The sequence below is a fragment of the bacterium (Candidatus Blackallbacteria) CG13_big_fil_rev_8_21_14_2_50_49_14 genome (genome assembly GCA_002783405.1).
Taxonomy (GTDB): domain Bacteria; phylum Cyanobacteriota; class Sericytochromatia; order UBA7694; family UBA7694.
Map to the genome: position 1 here is coordinate 1 of PFGG01000078.1, position 20,726 is coordinate 20,726.

The following is a 20,726-nucleotide window of genomic DNA, read 5'->3' on the forward strand; positions in this document are numbered from 1 at the left end:
ATTTGCCATTTCCATCTGACGCACGGTGCCTTCATCGGAGCTGTTGCCCATGGAGAGCAAATCCTGAAAGGTACCAGTCCAGGTACGCCAGCTGGCACTGTTGAGAGCGGTGCTGGCCTGAATATTCAGGGCACGGGAGGTGGCGTCGCTGGCGTTGGCCGTCATGTCACGCACAGAGCGCAGGGCGCTTTCCTGGCGGCTGATGGCTGAGGTATAGGCGCGGTTGCTGTCTACGAGTTTATTGTAGCGCTCGGGCAGGGTATCGTCTTGAAAGAAGGTAGGGGTAAACACATGGCCCCAGGAATTGGTGGCAGTGGCATGAACATTTTTCAGGGTTTCGAGCCCATTGGTGAAAAGCTGCATGCCTTTGCTTTCGGTGATCGTGCCCTGGCTGATTTCAACCGCATCGGCTTTTAAGGCAGAGACCAATTCACCGCTACTGATCTGGCCGTCTTTGTCGGTGTCGACCTTGTCTTTAACACGGGGGTCGACCTTGAGTTCGTCCATCACTTTGTTATTATTGCTGTCAAAAGAGCGGACCAGCCACTCCTGGTTTGAAAAATTTACGCCACCTGCCATAAATGCCGAGGCCTCCTGAAAATCTGGATTTTCCCTGATCATACGCTAAAAGAAGAGAAAACACAAGCGAAGGAACAGAGCATAATTCAGAGCTTCAAGCACCCCAAATTTGCCTGGCAGTTTGCCTTTCTCTTTGCACAAATTCAAACAATAAAACACCCACAAAACAAAGTAAATCGCGGCTTATCCTCTTGCGAGTCAAGCCGCGAAAAACGCTAAATACAAGCTTTAAAAAGTCAAGCGTTCAGCTCCTGGGCATCCACCACGGCCAGGGCAGCCATATTGACGATTTCACTGACAGAAGCCCCCTGCTGAAGCACATGCACAGGTTTGGCCATGCCCATCAGAATCGGGCCCAGCGACTCTGCGCCCCCCAGCTCAATCAAGAGCTTATAGGCAATATTGCAGGATTGCAGATCAGGGAAAACCAGAATATTGGCATCGCCCTTGATCCCGCTGAAGGGAAAAACCCGTGAACGGGTCGCCGAAACGGCTGTATCGGCCTGCATTTCACCATCCACCACCAAGTCAGGAGCTTTTTCTTTGACCAATTGAGTCGCCTTACGCACCTTCTCCACCTGGGGATTGTTGCGTACACTGCCAAAATTGGAAAAAGAAAGCATCGCCACCTTGGGCTCGATATCAAAACGCCGGGCCACATCAGCTGCAGACAGGGCAATGCCGCAGAGTTCTTCAGCGGAAGGATCTATATTGACGGTGGCATCACAGAGGAAATACAGCTTGTTTTCAAACATCAGCACATACAAACCCGCCACCTTGTAAAAATCCTCTTTGAGGGGCAGACACTGCAAAGCAGGACGCAAGGTATCTGGATAGTGCTGGGTCAAACCGGCAATAAAGCCATCAGCATCGCCACAATCGACCATCATGGCCGCAAAATAATTATAGTTATGCACCCATTGCTGGGCTTCGGCCAAAATCATGCCTTTGCGCTGACGCTTTTGATAATACTTCTGGCCATAGTGCTCAAGACGGGGAGAAAGCCGGGGCGCAATGATCTCGATCCCCTTGAGCGTCACGCCTAAATCAGCGGCAATTTTGGCGATGGTTTCTTCATAGCCCAGCAAAACAGGGTGTGCAATCCCATCATCCACCAAAATTCGGGCCGCTTGAACGATTTTCTCGTTTTCACCTTCCACAAAGACAATCCGCTTGGGTGAAGTGCGCGCCTTATTGCTGATCAAACGCATCAACTCTCGCGAAACGCCATAGCGACGTTCCAATTCCTGACGGTATTCTTTGAGGTCAATCTGCAGGCGGGCCACCCCACTGCGCATGGCTGCTTCTGCAACGGCTGAAGCCACCCAGACCAAAATCCGGGGGTCAAAGGGCTTGGGAATCAGATACTCAGGGCCAAAGGCGATATTTTCGAGGTTATAGGCCTGACAGACACTGGCAGGAACCTCTTCTTTGGTCAAGGCGGCTAAAGCATGGGCTGCAGCCAGCAACATCTCTTCATTGACCGTGCGGGCCCGCACATCCAAAGCTCCTCTAAAAATATAGGGAAAGCCCAAAACATTGTTGACCTGGTTGGGATAATCTGAACGGCCTGTGGCCATCAAAAGATCTTCACGCACAGCCACCGCATCAGGATAGGTAATTTCAGGATCAGGATTGGCCAAGGCAAAGACAATCGGATGCGCGGCCATACTGGCGACCATGGCCTGAGACATCAGCCCTTTGCCAGAGACGCCAATAAATACATCGGCCCCCTCTAAAGCCTCAGCCAAAGTGCGCAGCGGTGTTTCCTGGGCAAAGGATTCTTTAAAAGCGTTCATGCCTTCTGTCCGCCCCTTATAAATCACCCCCTTGGAATCCACCATCATGATCTTGCCACGATCGGCTCCCAGGCTGATAGCCAGCTTGGCACAGGCCACAGCCGCAGCGCCAGCGCCGCTGAAGACAAAACGGCAGTCTTCAATCTTCTTGCCAGCCAATTCCAGTGCATTGATCAAACCCGCAGCAACAATCACGGCAGTGCCATGTTGATCATCATGAAAGACGGGAATTTGCATGGTTTCACGCAGTTTTTCTTCGATATAAAAGCATTCAGGGGCTTTGATATCTTCAAGATTAATGCCCCCAAAGGTAGGCTCCATAGCCTGTACAGCCGCAATCACCGCGTCAGGATCTTTGGCATTGAGTTCAATATCAAAGACATCAATATCCGCAAAGCGTTTAAACAGTACCCCCTTGCCTTCCATAACCGGCTTGGCGGCATAGGGGCCAATATTGCCCAAGCCCAAAACGGCAGTTCCATTGGTAACCACAGCCACCAGGTTGCCACGCGAGGTATAGGTGTAAGAGTCATCTTCGTTTTTAGCGATCTCTAAACAGGGCTCGGCAACGCCGGGCGTATAGGCCAAAGCCAAATCTCGCTGGGTATAGCAGGGCTTGGTCGAACGAATCGCAACTTTTCCGGGTTTGCCCTGGGAATGATAATCCAGAGCTTCTTCTTTGCTGATCATCATGGAACAGTACCTTTCTCTCAAACCAAAATACACAAAAATGTGCAAAAACGCGCACTCATTGTGGCACGCTTGTCCCAGGGGAACAAGACAATCGCAAGATTTTTTTAAGCAAGAAAACTAAAGCAGTTTGAGATCGGTACGCAGCCAGGGATTATGAGCATCCTGCCCTTGGGCAAAGTTTTGAACTGAACGCTGCCCCCCCTGCATTTGCTTGCCCAAAAGGGCAGCCACGGCCTGAACGGATAGAGGCAGCTCAGCAGCAAGCTGTAAATCAGCTGCATAATGCTCCACAAAATGGGTATCAAAGTGCCCTGCTTGAAACTGGGGATGTTCCAAGACACGAATCAGATAGGCGATATTGGTGGTTACCCCCAAAATCACAAAATCTTTCAAGGCCTGAATCAAACGCAGACGGGCACTTTCGCGGTCAGGGCCCCAGGCCACCAATTTGGCCAGCATGGGGTCATAATAGGGTGTAATCTCCTGGGTGCGGTACAAGCCAGAATCCACACGAATGCCTGGCCCCTGGGGAAGTTTGAGCGCCAAAATATGCCCCGTGGTGGGCATAAACTGACGGGCAGGATCTTCGGCATAGACCCGCACCTCAATCGCGTGTCCCCGCGCAGAAATATCGTTTTGGGAAAAGGGCAAGGGCTGTCCTGCTGCGACCTGAATCTGGGCTTTGACCAAGTCTAAGCCCAAAACCTGTTCTGTCACCGGGTGTTCTACCTGCAGACGGGTATTCATTTCAAGAAAATAGAATCTGTTTTCGGCATCGAGCAGCATTTCAATTGTACCCGCATTGACATAATGAACAGCTTTGGCCGCTTGAACAGCCGCCGCTGCCATCTGTGCCCGTAAATCTTCACTGAGGGCCGGAGAAAGCGCTTCTTCTACAATTTTTTGATGCCTGCGCTGAATTGAACACTCACGTTCACAGAGATGCAAAACCTGGCCCTGGGTATCTGCCAGAATCTGAAATTCAATATGGCGAACCGAGGTAAAATAACGCTCTAAAAATACAGCATCATCGCCAAAAGCGTTTAAGGCTTCACGCTTGGCACTGGCCAACGCTGCGGGAAGATCTTCAATCTTTTCAACCACCCGCATACCCTTTCCGCCCCCTCCAGCCGAGGCTTTAACCAAAAGCGGAAAGCCCACTTTCAGCGCCTCGCTCTGCAAACGCTCAAGGGATTGGTCATCGCCGTAATAGCCAGGAACCGTAGGCACACCCGCCTGATCCATACAGCGCTTGGAGGCAATTTTACTGCCCATCAACTCCATGGCTTCGGTTGAAGGCCCAATAAAAACAATCCCAGCTGCCTGACAGGCTTCAACAAACGCTGTATTTTCACTCAAGAAACCATAACCTGGATGCACCGCATCCACCCCTGCTTCACGGGCCACTTCCAGAATTCGGGGAATATTCAAATAACTTTCAAGGGCGGGCGCAGGCCCCACGCAAAAAGCCTGATCTGCCAATTGCACATGCAAGGCCGAGGCATCGGCCTCTGAATAAATCGCAACAGGAGAAATTCCCAATTCGCGACAGGAGCGGATCACCCGCACGGCAATTTCGCCACGGTTGGCAATTAATATTTTTTGAAAGGGTGGATTTTGAGTCATAACCACATTATGACATAACCTCAAATCGAAACGAAGCACATGAATCAGGCAAGGCCAGGAACAAATTCACTCCCGCACGGGTCTGTAAAGGCAAAGAAGAGCCTGCTCGGATTTCCATCTGAGGCCAGGAGTATGATACAACTGTATAGCATCTTTCAATGCTTTTATCCTGCCAGTTCTGCACGAAAGGAACCCCTCTATGATCAAGCGTCCTTCATCCCTTATCCTCTTTCTGGCCTCAGCCCTTTTGCTCGCCAGTTTCTCTCCCCTGCCAGGACATGCCCAGAGTAGCGATCCCCAGATCATTCAAAGTGTTCGCGAAAATGTTGGCAATGTGACGATTGACTGGAGCGAAGGCATTGTGCGTGTTACGGGAACAGGTGCGCCGCCCGATCGCGGCAGCGCCTCACAAAGACGTTTAATGGCCGAGCGGGCAGCCATCGCAGATGCTTATCGTCAATTGGCAGAAGCCATCAATGGGGTACGCGTCAATGCTGAAACCGTGGTCAAAGATTATGTCACCGAAAGCGATACGATTCGCCTGCAGGTCAGTGCCTTAATTCGAGGTGCCCAGAAGATTGACCGTCGTTTTCTTTCAGATGGTTCGATTGAAGTGGATATGGCCGTCAAACTCTATAGCCAACAGGGCCTCAGCGGCATTCTGCAACCCCAGAAAAATGCGGCCCCCCCTCCCCCTGTACCCGATACTGTCAAACCCGATCCCAACCCAGGGGACTATACCGGCCTGATTATTGACTGCCGGGGATTGGGTCTGAAACCCGCCATGAGCCCGGCCTTGCTCAACCAAAGTGGCGGCGAAATCTATGTCGGCCATTTGCCGATCGATCCAGATTTCGTGATCAACAGAGGAATCGTGGCCTATAGCACCTCGCTGAATGAAGCCCGCCGCCATGAACGGGCCGGCAATTCCCCCCTGATTGTCAAAGCCGTCGCCGCCAGTGGCAATTTCAAAGCAGATGCTGTTTTGCCAGAAAAAGAAACCCAACAGGTGCTGGGACTCGAAGCCAAGGCAAAAGTACTCAGCCTGGCCCACGTTATTTTCGTGCTCTAATCCTTTTTCAAGGAACGCAAGGGCAAGAGGAGCATTTCAGGGAGTCGATCGCATTCGGCTCCCTGAAAATTTGCAAGCCCAATCTGCATCTCTGCATGTCCCTGACGGGGTTCTGCCCGGTAGGTTCCCCCCAGGTGATCCCAACAGGAAAGAAAAAAACCATAGTTGCTGTTGGTTTCGTCTTCTGCTTGAGAGTGGTGTACCCTGTGAAAATCAGGTGTCACGATCAGCAGACGTAAAATTTTCTCCAGCCCACCCGGCAAACGAATATTGCCATGGTTAAAAACAGCACTGGCATTCAAAAGCAGCTCAAAGAGCAAAACCGCACCGGGGGAAGGGCCCAAAGCCAAAACAAGCACCGTTTTGTAAAGCATTGAAAGCAAAATTTCAAGCGGGTGAAAGCGCAGGCCGGTAGTTGCATCAAACCCTGAATCTGCATGGTGGACACGGTGCAAGCGCCAAAACAGGGGCAGGGCATGAAAGAGCACATGTTGCAAATAAATGGCGAGATCCAGAACCGCCACACTGAAAAGCAATTCCAAAGTCACGGGCGCATTGACAAGATTGAGCACCCCCCACCCCTGGGCCTGGGTAAAAACCGCAGTCTGATAGGCCAAAGCCCCTAAACTAAAGCGCAAAAGCAGGGTATTGAAGACCACCAAACCCAAATTACTCCACCAGCGACGCTGAAACAGTAATCCCTGACGACAGGGTTTCCAAAGCTCCCAAAGTGTCATGAAGGCAAAAACACCTACAAAACTGCCCAAACGGATCAAACTTTCAAGATTCATGTTTTCGGCTCCTGGAGGCTTACCCATTCCAGCGAAGACGTTTCAAAAGCTGAGAGGGATTCATACAAAACCCAAGCGCCGCCTTGCTGTTTCCAAACCTCTAAACGGGCATTGCCCTGTTTCGTGCTGCTCCAATGCCCAGGCCGGCCCGAAACCACCTGCCAGGGAGCATGGGCCAAAGCGGTTTCAGGCGCAGACAAAGTACAGCGAAAGCGCAGCCCCTGCTTTTCTGCTTGAAATTGAACTGTCCAAGGCGCTTGGCCCTTTTGCAGACGCAAGCGCTGCCAGGGCAGCCAGCGAAAATCTTCGCCTCGGTAACGAAGGTGCAGAAACAGAGCTGGGAAATGAAAGCGTGGATGGCGCGTAGAAAGCAGTTCCAGCCAGGTATTTTCATCTTCGAGAAAGGTATTGCAATGGGCCCAAAACCATTCACGTGCAGGCCGGGAGCCCCAAATATGCCCCTGCATACCCGGTTCGCGATCTAGACGGATCTCCTGCCCCTGGCTCAGGATTCGCCCTGAGCAGAGCAAATTGGGTTGGGGACTGCAAAAGTCAGCCCTGCGCCCTAACCAGGCAGGAAGCATCTGCAAGGGAGGGGCCAGCGCTTCAAATTCAAGCTCCCAGTGCAAGGCTTGATCTGCTGACTGAAGATAGCCCAAAGCGCCCTGGGAACGCAGCCAAGATTTGCCGGTCTGTAAAAAAAAGAAACGCTCAGAACTGCGTACAGCCTCAATCTCAAAACTTTCAGACAAGAGGAGGGGAGGCTTCCCCTCCTGAAAACAGAGCGCCCACAGTTCAGCCTGGGCTACTCCCTGCAGATTCCGGCTTAAAGTATGGCGGAACCAATAGGCCTTGCCCACTTCCGGCAAATCCAGCAAATAATACCAAGCCTCTTGAAACGCCCCCTGAGCAGCAAAGAAACGAACCGCATTGGCCGCTTCCTGAGCAGCATCTCCCCTGACCTTCAGCGATTCAGAAAATGAAATAAAAACTCACCTGATTTCAGTGTTTTTCTTTGGGCTTGGTTAAATCGACGCCACGATCCTTGGAACGCTCAACGCGTTCTTCCATTTGTTTTTCAAATGCTTTCATGGGAGGCGCACTTTGCTCTTGGCGCTGAGTTTGAACTTTTTGGGGTAAGGGCGTTACTTCTTCAGGATTGGGGGGACGGTTATAAAAAGCATAGATTCCATAGGCCAAAGCCCCGAGCATTACCACCCAGAACAGAATACTGCCAGTCACTCTTTTCACAATAGATTTCCTCGTTTATTCATGACTCTGCCTTCATTATTCACTATTTAGAAAACTGTATCAAGGTTCCCAATCCGGTATACTTGAGATAGAACGCAAACAGGAAACAATCTATGACTGCCTCTGAAAACCGTTCCGAAGCCTGGAAAAACCTTTTCGCAGAAAAAGGCTGGCTCAAACAGAATCAAATTCATTTGCCCTCAGATATCAGGGTTTACCTCTATTTTCCGCCAGCTACCACAGATATTAACTCGATTCAATCGATTTGTCTGGAACATGATTTTTCCACCACCGATGATTTTATCATTTACCGTATTTCTCCCAACGAAGAGGAATATTACCTCTGGGAAGACATCCAATCGATTCGCATCACCACCCAACGCAAGATGCTGCGGGGCAGTTAATTTCAAGGAACAAAATCAAGACAAAAAGCAACTTTATAACTAACCCGCATTTCCAAGGAGTATGCCATGTTTCACAAAAAAACCCATCTCAAAATACTTGCCCTGGCAACCCTTTTGCCACTCTTCAGCCTTTCATGGAGCCCATCAGCACGCAGTGCCGGCAAAGGCGTGACACGCCCCTTGGGCAGCGGCACGGTCAATTGGAGCACTTCAATGATTCGCGTCACCGGTTCAGGCGCTCCTCCGGCCAAAGGCAGTGCACCGCAAAAACGCCTGATGGCCAAACGGGCAGCGATTACCGATGGCTATCGCCAACTGGCAGAGGCCGTCAATGGCGTAAGGGTTTTTTCTGAAACCACGGTTAAAAATTTCGTGACTGAAAGCGATGTGATTCGTTTACAGGTACAGGCGGTGATTAAAGGCGCGCGCGTGGTAGGGCAAACCCGTTATCTCTCTGATGGTTCAGTGGAAGTCGATATTGAAATGCCCGTCTTTGGTTCCGACAGTCTGGCCCAAGGGCTTGATTTCGGCAAGAGCCTGCAAAAAGAGATGAGCAAACCCTATAGCATGCTCGATGGCCGTCTGGCCTTTATAGGCCCCCTGCTGCGCCTAGCCCCCCCCCCAAAGAAACCTCAGCCTGAACGCGGAAAGCGTTGGCAACAGGCACAGGGAGCAGGCTATACAGGTCTGATCATCGATGCCAGTGGCTTGGGCGCAGAGCCTGCCATGGGTCCGTTTATTATTGGCGCAGCCAAACGCATTCACCCCAATAACGCGATCGGCATGGATCCCAATCTGATCGTGCAGCAGGGCCCTGTTCACTATGTCGAAGATATTGATGAGGCCAAATCAGACAATGATCGCATTGGCGCCAACCCCCTGGTGATTGAAGCCAAAGCCGCTCAGGGCAACCCAGCCAATACCGATATTCTGCTCGATGACGCAGCAGCAAAAAAAGTGCTTGAAGCCAATCAACAAGGGCATTTTCTCGACAGTTTGAAGGTCACGCTGGTGATATGAGAAAATTCCTGATCGGCAGCCTGGCCCCCCTCGTACTGGCAGTACCCTTTGTCTTGCAAACGCACCCCAGTTCTGTGGCTGCCGTACAGACACAAACGCGCCCTTTAAATCAGCTTTCCGAAAGCGAAATCTCAAGCTGGTTGAAAAGCCTGAGCACAAAGCCCTTTCTGGAACGTCTGGAGGCGGTTTCAGAAAGAGCACTCGGCACCCCCTATCTGCTGGGCCCCTTGGGTGAAGGCCCAAGAGGCCCCTATGACAGCAAGCCGCTGATCAACCTGAAACAGGTGGATTGTGTTACTTTTTGCGAGCAAAGCCTGGCCCTGGCCCTCAGCAGCAATTATCAACAAGCCGTAGCGACTCTACAAAAAATTCGCTATGACCAGGGCGAAATCAAAATGGAATGCCGCAACCATTATTTTATGGCAGACTGGATTCCGCATAACAGCTGGTTGGTAGAAGATATTACAGCGCGCTTACCGGGTTCAAAACCTCTGGAACGCACGATCAGCCACAAAACACTTTTTGCAAATCAAGGGTTTAAAGGCATTCAGGTCAGACAGCCCGATCGCAGACTGAAGCAGGCCTATATTCCCGACGACCAACTTGAAAAAGTACTGCCCCTGCTCAAAACAGGAGATATTGGGGTTTTAATTCAGGATCTGCCTGGGATCTTTGCTGCCCATACTGGCTTGGTGATACGCAAGGGCAATCAGGTCTTTCTGCGCAATGCCACCTCACTCAGTCCCAAACAAGTGGTCGATACACCCTTTCCCGAGTTGATTGCTTCGTTGAAGAAAAGCAAACGCCTGATCGGCATGAGTTTCGCCCGCCCCAAAGCCCATCCTGTGCCCCCCAAGGGCAAAAGTTGAGCATGAAAAAAGTCGGGTTGTGTGCTTTGCTCTTGGCTGCACTCTATCCCACGCCCGGTGTCTGGGCCAAGGCGAATACAGCCGAACTGGCCGAAACCCACCGGATTGAAGCCCAAATCAAAGCCAAGCAGACAAGTCAGGCCGAAACCGCCCTGTTTAATCTTTTACGCAAGGAAGAAGACTCCGTGCTGCGCCCCTATTGGTTCTACCTTTTGGCAGGCTTGCGCCCCAGTCAGGATGACCCCCGCAATTATCTACACAATCAAAGATCGCTCAGTGCCGCGTATTATGCCTGGAGAGCCCTGAAAACACCTGCCAAATTCTGTAGTCAGGATTGGCAAATTCTATCCCGCTTACTGCCCACAACCTCAGTCAAACCGACACTTACTGATTCACGTCAAATTCAGGAACGCTTGCATTGTTCAGCGGGCCTGCCCGAATCTCAACGCCTAAATCTAGCCCAATGGCTTAAAGAAAATCGTTTTTACTGGCTCATTCCTCGCCTGCTCAAAAATCCACAGAGCAACGAAGCCTTATTTGAGAGTGCCCAGGTTTTCATCCAAAACCAGGACGATGCGCACGCCTATCCCCTGCTCTCCAAGCTCTTAAAACAACCTGCCAAAACAGCCCAGGAAAGGCAATGGCATCAACAGGCACTGGTACAGGCCGGACTCTGTCAGGCGCGCATGAAAAATAGCAAAAATGCCGATTTCTGGTGGCAACAGCTTTCCCCTCAAGATCAGGAAAACTACCCTGAAATGCTCTGGCAAAAAGCACGGGTGACTCAGCGTCAAGGCCATCAAGCAAGCCAAATTCTCAATCAACTCAGCCAAAACTATCCCCAACATGTTCGAACCCCTGAAGCCTTGTGGATTTTATTGCAAGAAGCCCTGAGGCCCTTCCAACCCAATCAAATCATTCCCTTGGCCCGCATCCTGCTCAAATACCATCCCAATGCAGACGAAGCCCCCGCTGCACGTTACTGGTTGGCACGCTCCCTTGAAACGCAAAGCGGCCCCTCGCAGGAAACACAAAAACTCTATCAGAAACTGGCACAGGGCCCACTGAATCAATACTATACGCACCTGGGGCAATGCCATTTAAACCATCAATCCTGTTATCAGCGCGCTTACCCCCCCCTCAAAAACAAACCTGTCAGTCTGGATTTTCTAGAAGCCAATCCCCTGCTCAAAGAAATCGCCGAAGATGCCCAACACGAGATATTGGAAGTGATTGCTCCCTTTTTAAGCGTAGCCCCTAAACAAGAGCCGCTGCTCAAAGCCTATGCCTATCTTAAAAACAAGCATTATTTTCGCTCAATTCGCACCCTTTGGCTGGTACCCAGTCGGGATCCTGAAGTTTTGAGCCTGATGTATCCTTTGCTTTATGAACGTGAAATGCAGAAGTTTTCACAGAAATATGCACTTCCTCAGGCGCTGGTGGCCGGTCTGACCTGGCAGGAGAGTATGTACAAGGCGGATATCCGTTCAAGAGCAGGAGCTGTCGGCCTAATGCAACTCATGCCCGCTACCGCGCGGGAAACCGCCGCCAAAGCCGGACTCAAAGGATTTAAACAGACACAATTGACTCAACCTGAAATCAATATTCAGTTGGGAAGTTTTTATCTGCGCGAGCAGCTCAATCGCTGGCAGGGCGATCTGATCCCCACCATCGCCTCGTATAACGCTGGGCCAGGAGCAGTCAGCCGCTGGAAAAGAAGTTTCGGAGAACTTGAAGCGGATCTCTTTATTGAGCAGATTCCCTATGATGAAACCCGTCGTTACGTCAAGCAAGTGCTCACACATTCCTGGGTTTACGCCAACCTCTATCAGGAATAAACAAGCCCCCCAAGCAGGGCTTGAGGGGCTTAGAAATCAGATAATCAGATAAATTAAAGTTTATTGACTTTAAATTCCATCGTGGGCAGATAATTCTGAAGACTATCGAGATTCATCTTTTTACTTTCACCCTTGGTTTCACCCTTGGCTTGAAATTGTTTTTCCAATAGAGAGGCCATAGGCCCCAACATGACCCGGGTTGTCAGTGAATCGCTGGGTTTCATATCAGGTGGATTGCCACTGTTCCAGCGGGAGGCCAGCAGTTTCAGCTGATCATCTGTCATTCCCCGCTTAATATTCTGAAGCGTAATTTGATAAAAACGCACATGGTATTTAAAAACCTTGAGGGTATCTTTGGAGATACGCAACCACTCTTTGATCGGCTTGCTTTTGGGAGACAAAGAAGCAGCTTTTGAAAAATGGGTGATCGCAGAACTGATTTCTTTTTGCGCTTCCCCCAGGGCCCGAACACGCAAAGGAATATGGGCATAACTTGGACCATAGGAGAGAATATCCTGGGGCATCAGTTTGGATTGAATCACCCCTTTTTGCTCAACCTTCAGAATATAGTTCTTATCATCATATTTACTTTTGATCTCATTCGCAGCTTCAAAAATGGATTTGGAAACATAATAATTCTTCAAACCTGCCAGAAAAGCCTCATGTGCCGCCTGACTGGTTTTGGTCTGAGAGGTAATTGAAAGCGGATATTTGGCCTCTAATTTTTTACGGGCTTCAGCTTCTTCAGGGGTTTCTTCTGCAGTTTCTTCTGCAGGAGCACTGGACTCCTCTTCTGGCGCGTTTAAAGAATCGTGGCCATAAATTCCACGCTTGCCCAAAGGTTTTGAGGGTTCAGCCTGAACAGGCATGGGAAGCAAGGGCGACACCACCGCAGCCAGGGCAAAAAGTGCAACCAGAAAACGTGTCAGTCTATGCATTGTATTCCTCTCCATTCAAACTCAGGTTCAATCATAACCAAAACCCGAGCAGGTATCAAGCCAACTAAAGGGCTTTCAAATCAATTTCCAAAGATTCACGGGCCAGATACGACTCGGGAAAAACTTCCCGCGCCTGCGCTTCCATCAGCGCCAATTGCTGATCAGAATGCATCGGGTCATGGTGATAAAGCATCAAACGCTTCACTCCTGCCATTTGTGCAATATGGGCTGCTGCAGTATGGGTACTGTGCCCCCACCCAGTTTTGGTTTGAAGTTCTTCTGGGGTGTATTGGGAGTCGTAAATAAACAAATCAGCCCCTTTGGCAAACTCCACCAGTCGGGGATCGAGTGTTTCAAGCGTATATTCCATATCGGTCGCATAAATCAGACTGCAGCCTTCATGTTCAATGCGAAAGCCGTAAACCCCCCCAGGATGGTTAAAAGAGCGGCTCGAAATTTTCAAACCCGGTTCAATTTCTATGGTTTCTTCCTGAAGTTCAACGAATTCAATCCGCGCCCCCATCTGATCCAATTGGACGGGAAAATATTGGTAATTCATCTGACCCTTGAGCACATCTTCAAGGCGCTCTTCAGCTTTTCCTGCACCATAGACTTTAAAGTGGTTGCTGGCGATAAAGGCAGGGGAAAAGAAGGGGAAACCCTGAATATGATCCCAATGGGTATGCGACAGGAAAACATGCCCCATCAAATTTTGGGCCTTTTGATTGCGGATCATTTCATTGCCCAAAAGACGGATACCCGTGCCTGCGTCAAGAATAATCAAGGTCTCAGTAGAAGGCAAGACCTGAACACAGGAGGTATTTCCGCCTACTTCCATGGCCTCTTTCCACGGGGTAGGGATAGACCCACGAACACCCCAGAACCTGACTTTCAAAGCGCACCTCTGCCTGTATCAAAATTTAAATTAAACATTTGTCTCACTATTTTGCCAGAATTCCCAAGAAATGAATGTGTCAAAAGAACCCTTCACAAGAAAAGCTTGCAAAAATGAGTCATACAGCGTGCTTATTATTATACCTGTTTTATCATCAGATCCAAGAAAAGAGCAGAAAAGACCCTAAAAAAAATAATTCAGAAGCCCCGTGCTTGCTTTCCTGATCCGAGAAGCCGCCAGACAGATCAACGCAGGCGCGCGATGGTTTCCGGCAGACGTTCAGCTGGCATTTGAATCCCTGGCAAAGCCGCAATTTCTCTGAGATTGTCCTCAGAGGTCAAGGCCTCTAAAAAGGCCAAAAGATCGGCCTTGTCTTCAGGCGCCAGATTGAGCGGGTTCATTTCATTCGAAAGGGTGGGATTCGGAATGCCCCCCTTGTCATAGAAATCAATCACCTCTTCCAGGCTGCGCAGGGAGCCATCGTGCATATACGGGCCCGTACGGGTAATATTGCGCAGGGAAGGGGTACGGAATGCGCCTCTGTCTTCAGAGTTGTGGGTCACGTTAAAACGCCCCAGATCTGGCTGCGGCAAATTCATGCCCACCCCCAGATTGTGAAATTTATTATCGCTGGTCTGTACCCCCTTATGACAGGTGGCACAATGGGCCTGACGGCCAAAAAGGACCATGCCCCGCTCTTGAGCAGGGCTTAGGGCATCAATATCGCCCTGCAGATAACGATCATAGACCGAAGGTTGCAGATTTAAGGCCCGCTCAAAACTTGCAAGCGCCATGCCGATGCCTTGAGGCGTTACAGGGGTGCCAAAGGTTTGCTGAAATTTGGCCCGGTAATAAGGGTGCCCAGACAGTTTCTTGACGACATTTTCAAGCGATTCATTCATTTCTATCGGGTTTTGAATCGGTCCCAAAGCCTGATCTTCAAGACTGGGAGAACGGCCATCCCAAAAAAGTGAACTGTAAAAGGCATTGGCATAAATAGAGGGCACATTGCGATTCCCGCGCTGACCATTGACACCGGCAGCGTTGGCCTGACCATTGGAAAAGCCACGTTGAGGCTGATGACAGGAAGCACAGGACATTTTATTATTGGCAGACAGCAGAGGTTCAAAAAACAAACGGAACCCCAACTCCACTTTGGCCTGGGTGATCGGATTGCCGGGCGGAACAGGCACCTCAGGAAAAAGGGTACGCGGCAGTGCATGCAAGGAAGCAGCACGAAGCATTGCCTTGCTGGGACTTGAAGAAATCAAAGGCTGTGCCTGACAGGCCGTCAGTAGAAAAAAGAATGGCACTGATTTTTTGATGAATGATGACATTAAAAAAACTTCCCCAGAAAAATGGCTTAATAAAATTATAACAAAAAATTAATAATTCATGCTTCAAAGCCAAATAAAACTGCACAGCAAGCTTGTTTTTGGCGCATAATTAAAAAGCCTAAACAAACCCAAAACACTAAAAGTGAAGCGTTCTAACCATGATCCTGCATATCCTGATCAGCCGTCTGCTCGCACTCAGCCTGTGGTGTTTCAGTCGAATTTTTTACCGCTTTGAAGTCAGCTGGGTCAAAACACCTCCTGCAAATGTTTGGAAAAATATCCGTGTTTTCGCATTTTTGAACCATACCAGTTTATTAGAACCGCTCTTTCTGGGGGCCTTTCCGCCCTCTTTTCTCTGGGATGCAGCCTCGCGAACCCGCGTTCCAGGCGCAGACAAGACCATGAACCGCCCCATTGTTGGCAGGTTTTATAAATTTTTCTCCCCCCAAACGATTTCGATCTCACGTAAACGCGATGAATCCTGGGATTTATTCCTGGAGGGTATCACCCCAGAGGTTATGGTGGCTTTAGCACCCGAAGGGCGCATGATGCGGGCCAATGGACTGGATTCAGAAGGCAAACCCATGAGCGTGCGGGGAGGCATTGCGGATATTCTACAGAAAATAGGCCATGGAAAAATGATGCTGGGCTACAGTGGCGGACTTCACCATGTCAATATTCCGGGTCAAAAAAAAGTAAAACTGTTTAAAAAATTGCAAATCTGTTTTGAAATCGTAGAGATTGCCGAATACCTTCAGAACTTTAATACCGAAGAAAAAGGCGCTTGCAGACTTCAAATCGCCCGTGATTTGGAAACACGGTTGGCAAAATACAAACCTCACCCCTCTGCTTGAAAATTCTCAAGATAGAGGCTGTGTGGCAGAGATAGACGTATTCTGGACGTTTCTGTTATACTTCGAAATGCAGATTTATGCAGTAATGTTCCCCCTTTAAACCTCGTTCCGGCAGCAGACAGGAAGCATCCCCATGACACAGCTTGAAAAAGTGCTTGTAAGCCTTGGAGAACTGGGCTTTTTCGCAGGCCGCATGTTCAGGTCCCTTTTTTCAGGTTGGCCGGATCTTTCGCTGGTCATTCTGCACATGTATAAAATTGGAGTGGAAACCCTGCCTGTTTTGATCGCCGTCTGCATCTTTGTGGGCACCAATATCGCCCTGGTGGGTTTTCATATTTTCAAGAGTTTTGGCGGACAGGAATTTCTGGGAGCCTATGTCGGCCTAAGCTGTGTACGCGAACTGGCCCCCATCCTAACCGGCGCCATGATGGCAGCAAAGCCAGGAACAGATATTTCAGCCACGATTGCCACCATGCGTGTGAAAGAACAGATTGATGCCCTGGAAGTGATGTCTGTCGATCCTTTTCAATTCTTGATCGTACCGCGCCTGATTGCCTTTATTTTTGCAGCTCCCCTGCTGGTTTTGTTTGGCTCATTTTTCTCTGTAGCAGCGGGCTATCTGGTGGCAGTTTTTCAGCTTCACCAAAATTCGGGACAGTTTATCAATGACGTCAAAAACTACGTGCTGCTTTCAGATATTTTCAATGGCATGTTGAAAGGCTCGCTCTTTGCGGTGGTCGGTTGCCTGCTTTCCTGTTTCTTTGGTTTTTATTCACAACCTGGCCCCAAGGGGGTCAGTCGGGCGATCAATCTGTCGGTGGTCACCATTGCCAGTTTTATTGTGATCTTTAATTTTTTTCTGACGGCGGCAATCTATGGCTGATTTTTCCGTTGAATTTCAAAACGTATACAAAGCCTTTGGCAAACAGGTTGTTTTAAATGGCGTTTCCTGCAAAATTGAGCGCGGAAAAACCACCGTGATTGTGGGCCCCAGTGGCACAGGCAAAAGTGTTTTCTTGAAATTGCTGGTGGGTCTGCTCAAACCCGATTCAGGATCGATCCTGGTCGATGGAGTAGATATTACCCGCCTGAAAAAAAAGGATCTCTTTGAAGTTCGAAAAAAGTTCGGTATGCTGTTTCAGGATGGTGCATTATTTGATTCACTGGATGTCGCTGAAAATATCGCCTTCCCATTGAGACGTCATACCCGTCTGAAGAACAAGGAAATCATGAAAATCGTCGCAGATAAATTGGAACAGGTGGGTTTGCCTGGGATAGAGTATAAACTCCCCTCTGAGCTGAGTGGCGGCATGCGCAAACGTGTCGGATTGGCCCGCGCCATGGCCTTAAATCCTGAAATTATTCTCTTCGATGAACCCAATTCAGGTCTTGACCCCGTCATGTCTGACGCCATTGACAAACTGATTATCCGCACCAAAGAGCGCACAAAATCTACCTTTATTGTCATCAGCCACGATATCCCAGGTACGTTTCAGATCGCCGACCATATTATTATGCTGTATAAAAGCAAGGTGATCGCCTCGGGTACCTGCCAGGAGATTCAAGACTCCGAAAATCCTGTGCTGAAACAGTTTTTCTCGCGCAACAGCGATATTCCGATCGATCAGAATTATGTGACGGGTCAACTTGACCTGCGTCCCTATGTAACGGGCGAGCTTTCTGCGGAGGATGATATTTAAAGATGAGTGCTTTACGTGTTTCGCTCATCAAGGTGCTTGAGCACTACCTAACCCCCCAGCAATACAAGCGTTATGTCAAAGAACGCAAAACCCAGCTGGTCTCTACGCAACAGTCGTATAATGCGGCACTGCGTGATTTAAGCATCCGCGATACGGAAGCCGCTATTTTTAACCTGATCAACGTATTTGAGAATGAGCCTCGCCACTTGCCTGGCTTGCACCTGGCCCGTACCATGCTCTTTGGTCTGAACAAACTCTTCCATGAAGCAGGCGGCGATCTTCAACGCTCGAAATACCCAAATATCAACAGCTGGCGTCAGAAAATGGAAAAACAAATCCAGGAACTGGAACAGGAAGAGCAACGCCTGCGCAACGAAATTTCTCAAACCGAAACCAAAAGAGGTATGTTTGAAGGCATCTTTGGTGGCTCTAAACGTCAGCAAAAAATCGCGCAACTAAAACAAAGATTGCAAGAAGTTCTGAATGATCTCGCTCAGCTCCAAAAAAAACGCACCCAGGCGATTAAATTGGTTCAAATTCAGGAGTATGCAAATGTGGTCAGTCTGGTTCTGGAAGTTTGCATGTTTCCAGCCCGTTACAGTTGGCTGGCAGCCGATGAGCAAAAACAAAACAATGATCCCAAATACCAAACCCAAACCTGGTACGGTTAAAAACACCTGATCGAAACCGCTATCAGCTTTTCTGGGCACACAAATTCTGTATTTAATGCCGATGGAGACCCCCATGAAAACTGCTTTGACCATTGATGGACACAGCCTGACCCTTCAGGCTGTACAGGAAGTCGCCCAGACCGGCCGCAAGGTGACTCTGGCAGCCAGCGTAAAGGAACCCCTTGAAAAAGCCCGTGCGGTGGTTGAAAACGCCCTTTCTTCAGGAGAGATCGTCTATGGCGTGAATACCGGCTTTGGCTATTTAAAAAATACCCAAATACCAGCTGAAGATATCCGCAGCCTGCAACGCAATCTGATTCTCAGCCACGCCTGTGGTGTGGGTCAACCCTTCGCTCGGGAACAGGTCAGGGCCATGATGTTGCTGCGGGCCAATACTTTGATACAAGGGCATTCAGGCGTACGCCCCATTGTTGTAGAAACCCTCTTGGCCTGCCTCAATGTCGGCATTCACCCCCAAGTACCCAGTCAGGGTTCGGTAGGAGCCAGTGGCGATTTAGCCCCCCTTTCACATCTGGTTTTGGCGCTGCTGGGCGAAGGTCAGGTCGAATTCAGAGGAACCCTCTGGCCGGCAGCTCAGGCCCTGGCAGAAGCAGGCATTGAGCCGCTGGTACTCGAAGCCAAGGAAGGCCTGGCCCTGATCAATGGCACGCAGCCCATGTCAGCGGTGGCCTGCGCAGTGGTTTCTGGCATGGAAAAGCTGCTCGATCAGGCCGATCTGATTGCAGCACTGAGTATTCAAGGGGCTTTGGGGTCTTTTCAAGCCTTTCGCAAGGAATTGCACCAACTGCGCCCCCACCCAGGCCAATTATTGAGCGCCGAACGGATCTGGAAAGCCATGCAAAACAGTGATATCGTCAACTCTCACGCCGATTGCGACCGTGTACAAGATGCCTATTCATTTCGCTGCGCTCCCCAGGTGCATGGTGCCAGCCGTGACAGTTGGAACCATATCCGCCAGGTCGTGGAGCGAGAAATCAATTCGGTGACTGACAATCCCTTGATTCTGCCTGAAAGCAACGAAATTATCAGCTGCGGGCATTTCCATGGCCAACCCATCGCCCTGGTGATGGACTTTGCCGCAATCGCCCTGGCCGAACTCGCCAATATTTCTGAACGCCGGATTGAGCGCCTGGTCAACCCCCAACTCAATCAGGGCCTTCCCGCCTTTTTAACCCCGCGCGAAGGCCTGCATTCTGGGTTTATGATTGCCCAATATACAGCAGCCTCCTTGGTTTCTGAAAATAAGGTATTGGCCCACCCAGCCTCTGTGGATTCGATTCCCACCTCAGCCAGCCAGGAAGACCATGTTAGCATGGGCACGATCGCAGCCCGCAAAGCCTTACAAATTTTAGAGCAAACCCGTCAGGTGCTGGCCATCGAGCTGCTCTGCGCCTGTCAGGCGCTTGATCTGCGCGCCCCCATCCAACCCTCACCGATTGCCGCGCAGGTCTTGGCCCAGGTCAGAACCCAAATTCCCATGCTCGAAGCCGATCGTTATCTGGCCCCAGATCTCGAAAAAGCCAGCAAACTGCTCGCTGAGGGCAGTCTGTTGAAGGGATTGGAAGACTGGCTGAAAGCTTGAATTCAGGCAAGAAAAAAGGCGGGAATCAAATCCCGCCCGATAGCGTAGAGAATTAAAGAAAATCTTGTTTAACGTTTGGCCTGGTTTTGCTGCGCCTGGGCCACGTTGTATTGAATATAGCCTGAGCCTTGCGCCCGATTGGGAGCAGCATAGGAGCCATAGCTTGCTGTGGTATTGGGAGCAGTCGCATAGCCTGTTCCATAGGCCGTACCAGCTCCATAGGTGCCGGTGCCATAGCTTGCTGTGGTATTGGGAGCGGTCGCATAGCCTGTTCCGTAGGCCGTACCAGCTCCATAGGTGCCGGTGCCATAGGCTGCTGCATTGGGAGCGGTCGCATAGCTTGTTCCGTAAGCGGCCCCAGTACCATAGGCAGAACCATAGCCAGCAGTGCCTGTGGCCCCTGTATAGGTTGGAGTACTGCTATTCATGCCATAGTTGGAGCCATAACTGCCGCTGGGAAAGTTCATGCCCGCATAGGGGTTTGCCTGGGTACTGGCAGGATCGGCCTGGTAGGCATAGCCATTGGCCGTAGCGACAGCACGCCCCCCTTGAATTGGCTGGGCACTGGTATTCGCGGGCTGCATCGTTGCATAGGTAGATCGGTTAGCTGTTTGACCTGTCGCTGTTTGCGGAAGCCCTGTATAGGTATTGGCCACAGTTTGAACAGGCGAGGTCGATCTTCCACAGGCAGTCAAACTTACAGACAAAAGCAGAAGTGCAAAATTTAGTTTGAGAAAACGAACCTGCATACAATCAACCTCTTCTACACGCTTGAGATAAGTTAAT

General features: G+C 50.1%; 20 protein-coding genes. 10 read left to right on the forward strand and 10 right to left on the reverse strand.

Features of this window, described 5'->3' with window-relative positions; genetic code table 11:
- From COW20_22665 to COW20_22675, 3 genes are all read right to left on the reverse strand, one after another.
- Positions 1-579: hypothetical protein (locus COW20_22665; GenBank protein PIW44772.1), on the reverse strand; the 579-nt coding region annotated here is incomplete at its 3' end.
- A gap of 236 nt (positions 580-815) precedes the next feature.
- Positions 816-3,068: an NADP-dependent malic enzyme gene (locus tag COW20_22670; GenBank protein PIW44821.1), complete on the reverse strand. Its 2,253-nt coding sequence runs from the start codon at positions 3,066-3,068 to the stop codon at positions 816-818.
- Between the two features lie 120 nt (positions 3,069-3,188).
- Entirely contained in the window at positions 3,189-4,697 is a 1,509-nt protein-coding gene (locus COW20_22675; GenBank protein PIW44773.1) for a pyruvate carboxylase subunit A, read from the reverse strand.
- 199 nt (positions 4,698-4,896) lie between these two features.
- On the opposite strand from COW20_22675, the gene COW20_22680 reads away from it, so the two are divergent.
- Positions 4,897-5,769 (forward strand): hypothetical protein, encoded by an 873-nt coding sequence (locus COW20_22680; protein ID PIW44774.1) that lies wholly within the window; start codon positions 4,897-4,899, stop codon positions 5,767-5,769.
- Here the strand turns inward: COW20_22680 and COW20_22685 are convergent.
- The 3 genes from COW20_22685 to COW20_22695 form a co-directional block, all read right to left on the reverse strand.
- On the reverse strand, positions 5,766-6,560 hold the full coding sequence (locus COW20_22685; protein PIW44775.1) for a hypothetical protein: 795 nt from the start codon (positions 6,558-6,560) through the stop codon (positions 5,766-5,768). The genes COW20_22680 and COW20_22685 overlap by 4 nt on opposite strands.
- Positions 6,557-7,438: a hypothetical protein gene (locus tag COW20_22690; GenBank protein ID PIW44776.1), complete on the reverse strand. Its 882-nt coding sequence runs from the start codon at positions 7,436-7,438 to the stop codon at positions 6,557-6,559. The genes COW20_22685 and COW20_22690 overlap by 4 nt, the downstream gene beginning before the upstream one ends.
- Before the next feature lie 124 nt (positions 7,439-7,562).
- Positions 7,563-7,811 (reverse strand): hypothetical protein, encoded by a 249-nt coding sequence (locus COW20_22695; GenBank protein ID PIW44777.1) that lies wholly within the window; start codon positions 7,809-7,811, stop codon positions 7,563-7,565.
- Between the two features lie 113 nt (positions 7,812-7,924).
- Here COW20_22695 and COW20_22700 point away from each other — a divergent pair, with 113 nt between their 5' ends.
- The 4 genes from COW20_22700 (at position 7,925) to COW20_22715 (ending at position 11,942) form a co-directional block, all read left to right on the forward strand.
- Positions 7,925-8,215 carry a hypothetical protein gene (locus COW20_22700; GenBank protein PIW44778.1) on the forward strand — a complete coding sequence of 97 codons (291 nt, stop codon included), beginning with the start codon at positions 7,925-7,927 and terminating at the stop codon, positions 8,213-8,215.
- A 66-nt stretch (positions 8,216-8,281) separates the two neighbouring features.
- Positions 8,282-9,235 carry a hypothetical protein gene (locus COW20_22705; protein PIW44779.1) on the forward strand — a complete coding sequence of 318 codons (954 nt, stop codon included), beginning with the start codon at positions 8,282-8,284 and terminating at the stop codon, positions 9,233-9,235.
- Complete coding sequence (locus COW20_22710) at positions 9,232-10,104, forward strand: hypothetical protein (protein PIW44780.1); 873 nt, start codon at positions 9,232-9,234, stop codon at positions 10,102-10,104. Before COW20_22705 ends, COW20_22710 begins: the two co-directional genes overlap by 4 nt.
- 2 nt (positions 10,105-10,106) lie before the next feature.
- A complete protein-coding gene (locus COW20_22715) occupies positions 10,107-11,942 on the forward strand; it encodes a hypothetical protein (protein ID PIW44781.1) in 1,836 nt (611 codons plus the stop codon).
- Positions 11,943-11,995: 53 nt separating this feature from the next.
- On the opposite strand, the gene COW20_22720 is transcribed toward COW20_22715, so the two are convergent.
- The 3 genes from COW20_22720 to COW20_22730 all read right to left on the reverse strand — a co-directional run bounded on the left by COW20_22720 (position 11,996) and on the right by COW20_22730 (position 15,112).
- The gene (locus tag COW20_22720; protein PIW44782.1) at positions 11,996-12,880 is read right to left on the reverse strand and encodes a hypothetical protein; all 885 of its coding nucleotides are present in this window, start codon (positions 12,878-12,880) and stop codon (positions 11,996-11,998) included.
- A gap of 64 nt (positions 12,881-12,944) precedes the next feature.
- Positions 12,945-13,718, reverse strand: coding sequence for an MBL fold metallo-hydrolase (locus COW20_22725; GenBank protein PIW44783.1), 774 nt, complete (start codon positions 13,716-13,718; stop codon positions 12,945-12,947).
- Between the two features lie 302 nt (positions 13,719-14,020).
- Positions 14,021-15,112, reverse strand: a complete 1,092-nt coding sequence (locus tag COW20_22730; protein PIW44784.1) for a cytochrome-c peroxidase — start codon at positions 15,110-15,112, stop codon at positions 14,021-14,023.
- 158 nt (positions 15,113-15,270) lie between these two features.
- On the opposite strand from COW20_22730, the gene COW20_22735 reads away from it, so the two are divergent.
- The 5 genes from COW20_22735 to hutH all read left to right on the forward strand — a co-directional run bounded on the left by COW20_22735 (position 15,271) and on the right by hutH (position 19,940).
- Complete coding sequence (locus COW20_22735; protein PIW44785.1) at positions 15,271-15,966, forward strand: hypothetical protein; 696 nt, start codon at positions 15,271-15,273, stop codon at positions 15,964-15,966.
- 133 nt (positions 15,967-16,099) lie between these two features.
- On the forward strand, positions 16,100-16,849 hold the full coding sequence (locus COW20_22740; GenBank protein PIW44786.1) for an ABC transporter permease: 750 nt from the start codon (positions 16,100-16,102) through the stop codon (positions 16,847-16,849).
- A complete protein-coding gene (locus tag COW20_22745; GenBank protein PIW44787.1) occupies positions 16,842-17,666 on the forward strand; it encodes an ABC transporter ATP-binding protein in 825 nt (274 codons plus the stop codon). Before COW20_22740 ends, COW20_22745 begins: the two co-directional genes overlap by 8 nt.
- 2 nt (positions 17,667-17,668) lie before the next feature.
- Positions 17,669-18,337 carry a hypothetical protein gene (locus tag COW20_22750; GenBank protein ID PIW44788.1) on the forward strand — a complete coding sequence of 223 codons (669 nt, stop codon included), beginning with the start codon at positions 17,669-17,671 and terminating at the stop codon, positions 18,335-18,337.
- 73 nt (positions 18,338-18,410) lie between these two features.
- A complete protein-coding gene (gene hutH / locus COW20_22755; GenBank protein PIW44789.1) occupies positions 18,411-19,940 on the forward strand; it encodes a histidine ammonia-lyase in 1,530 nt (509 codons plus the stop codon).
- A gap of 68 nt (positions 19,941-20,008) precedes the next feature.
- Here hutH and COW20_22760 read toward each other — a convergent pair whose 3' ends face one another.
- Positions 20,009-20,689: a hypothetical protein gene (locus COW20_22760; GenBank protein ID PIW44790.1), complete on the reverse strand. Its 681-nt coding sequence runs from the start codon at positions 20,687-20,689 to the stop codon at positions 20,009-20,011.
- Positions 20,690-20,726: the final 37 nt, after the last annotated feature.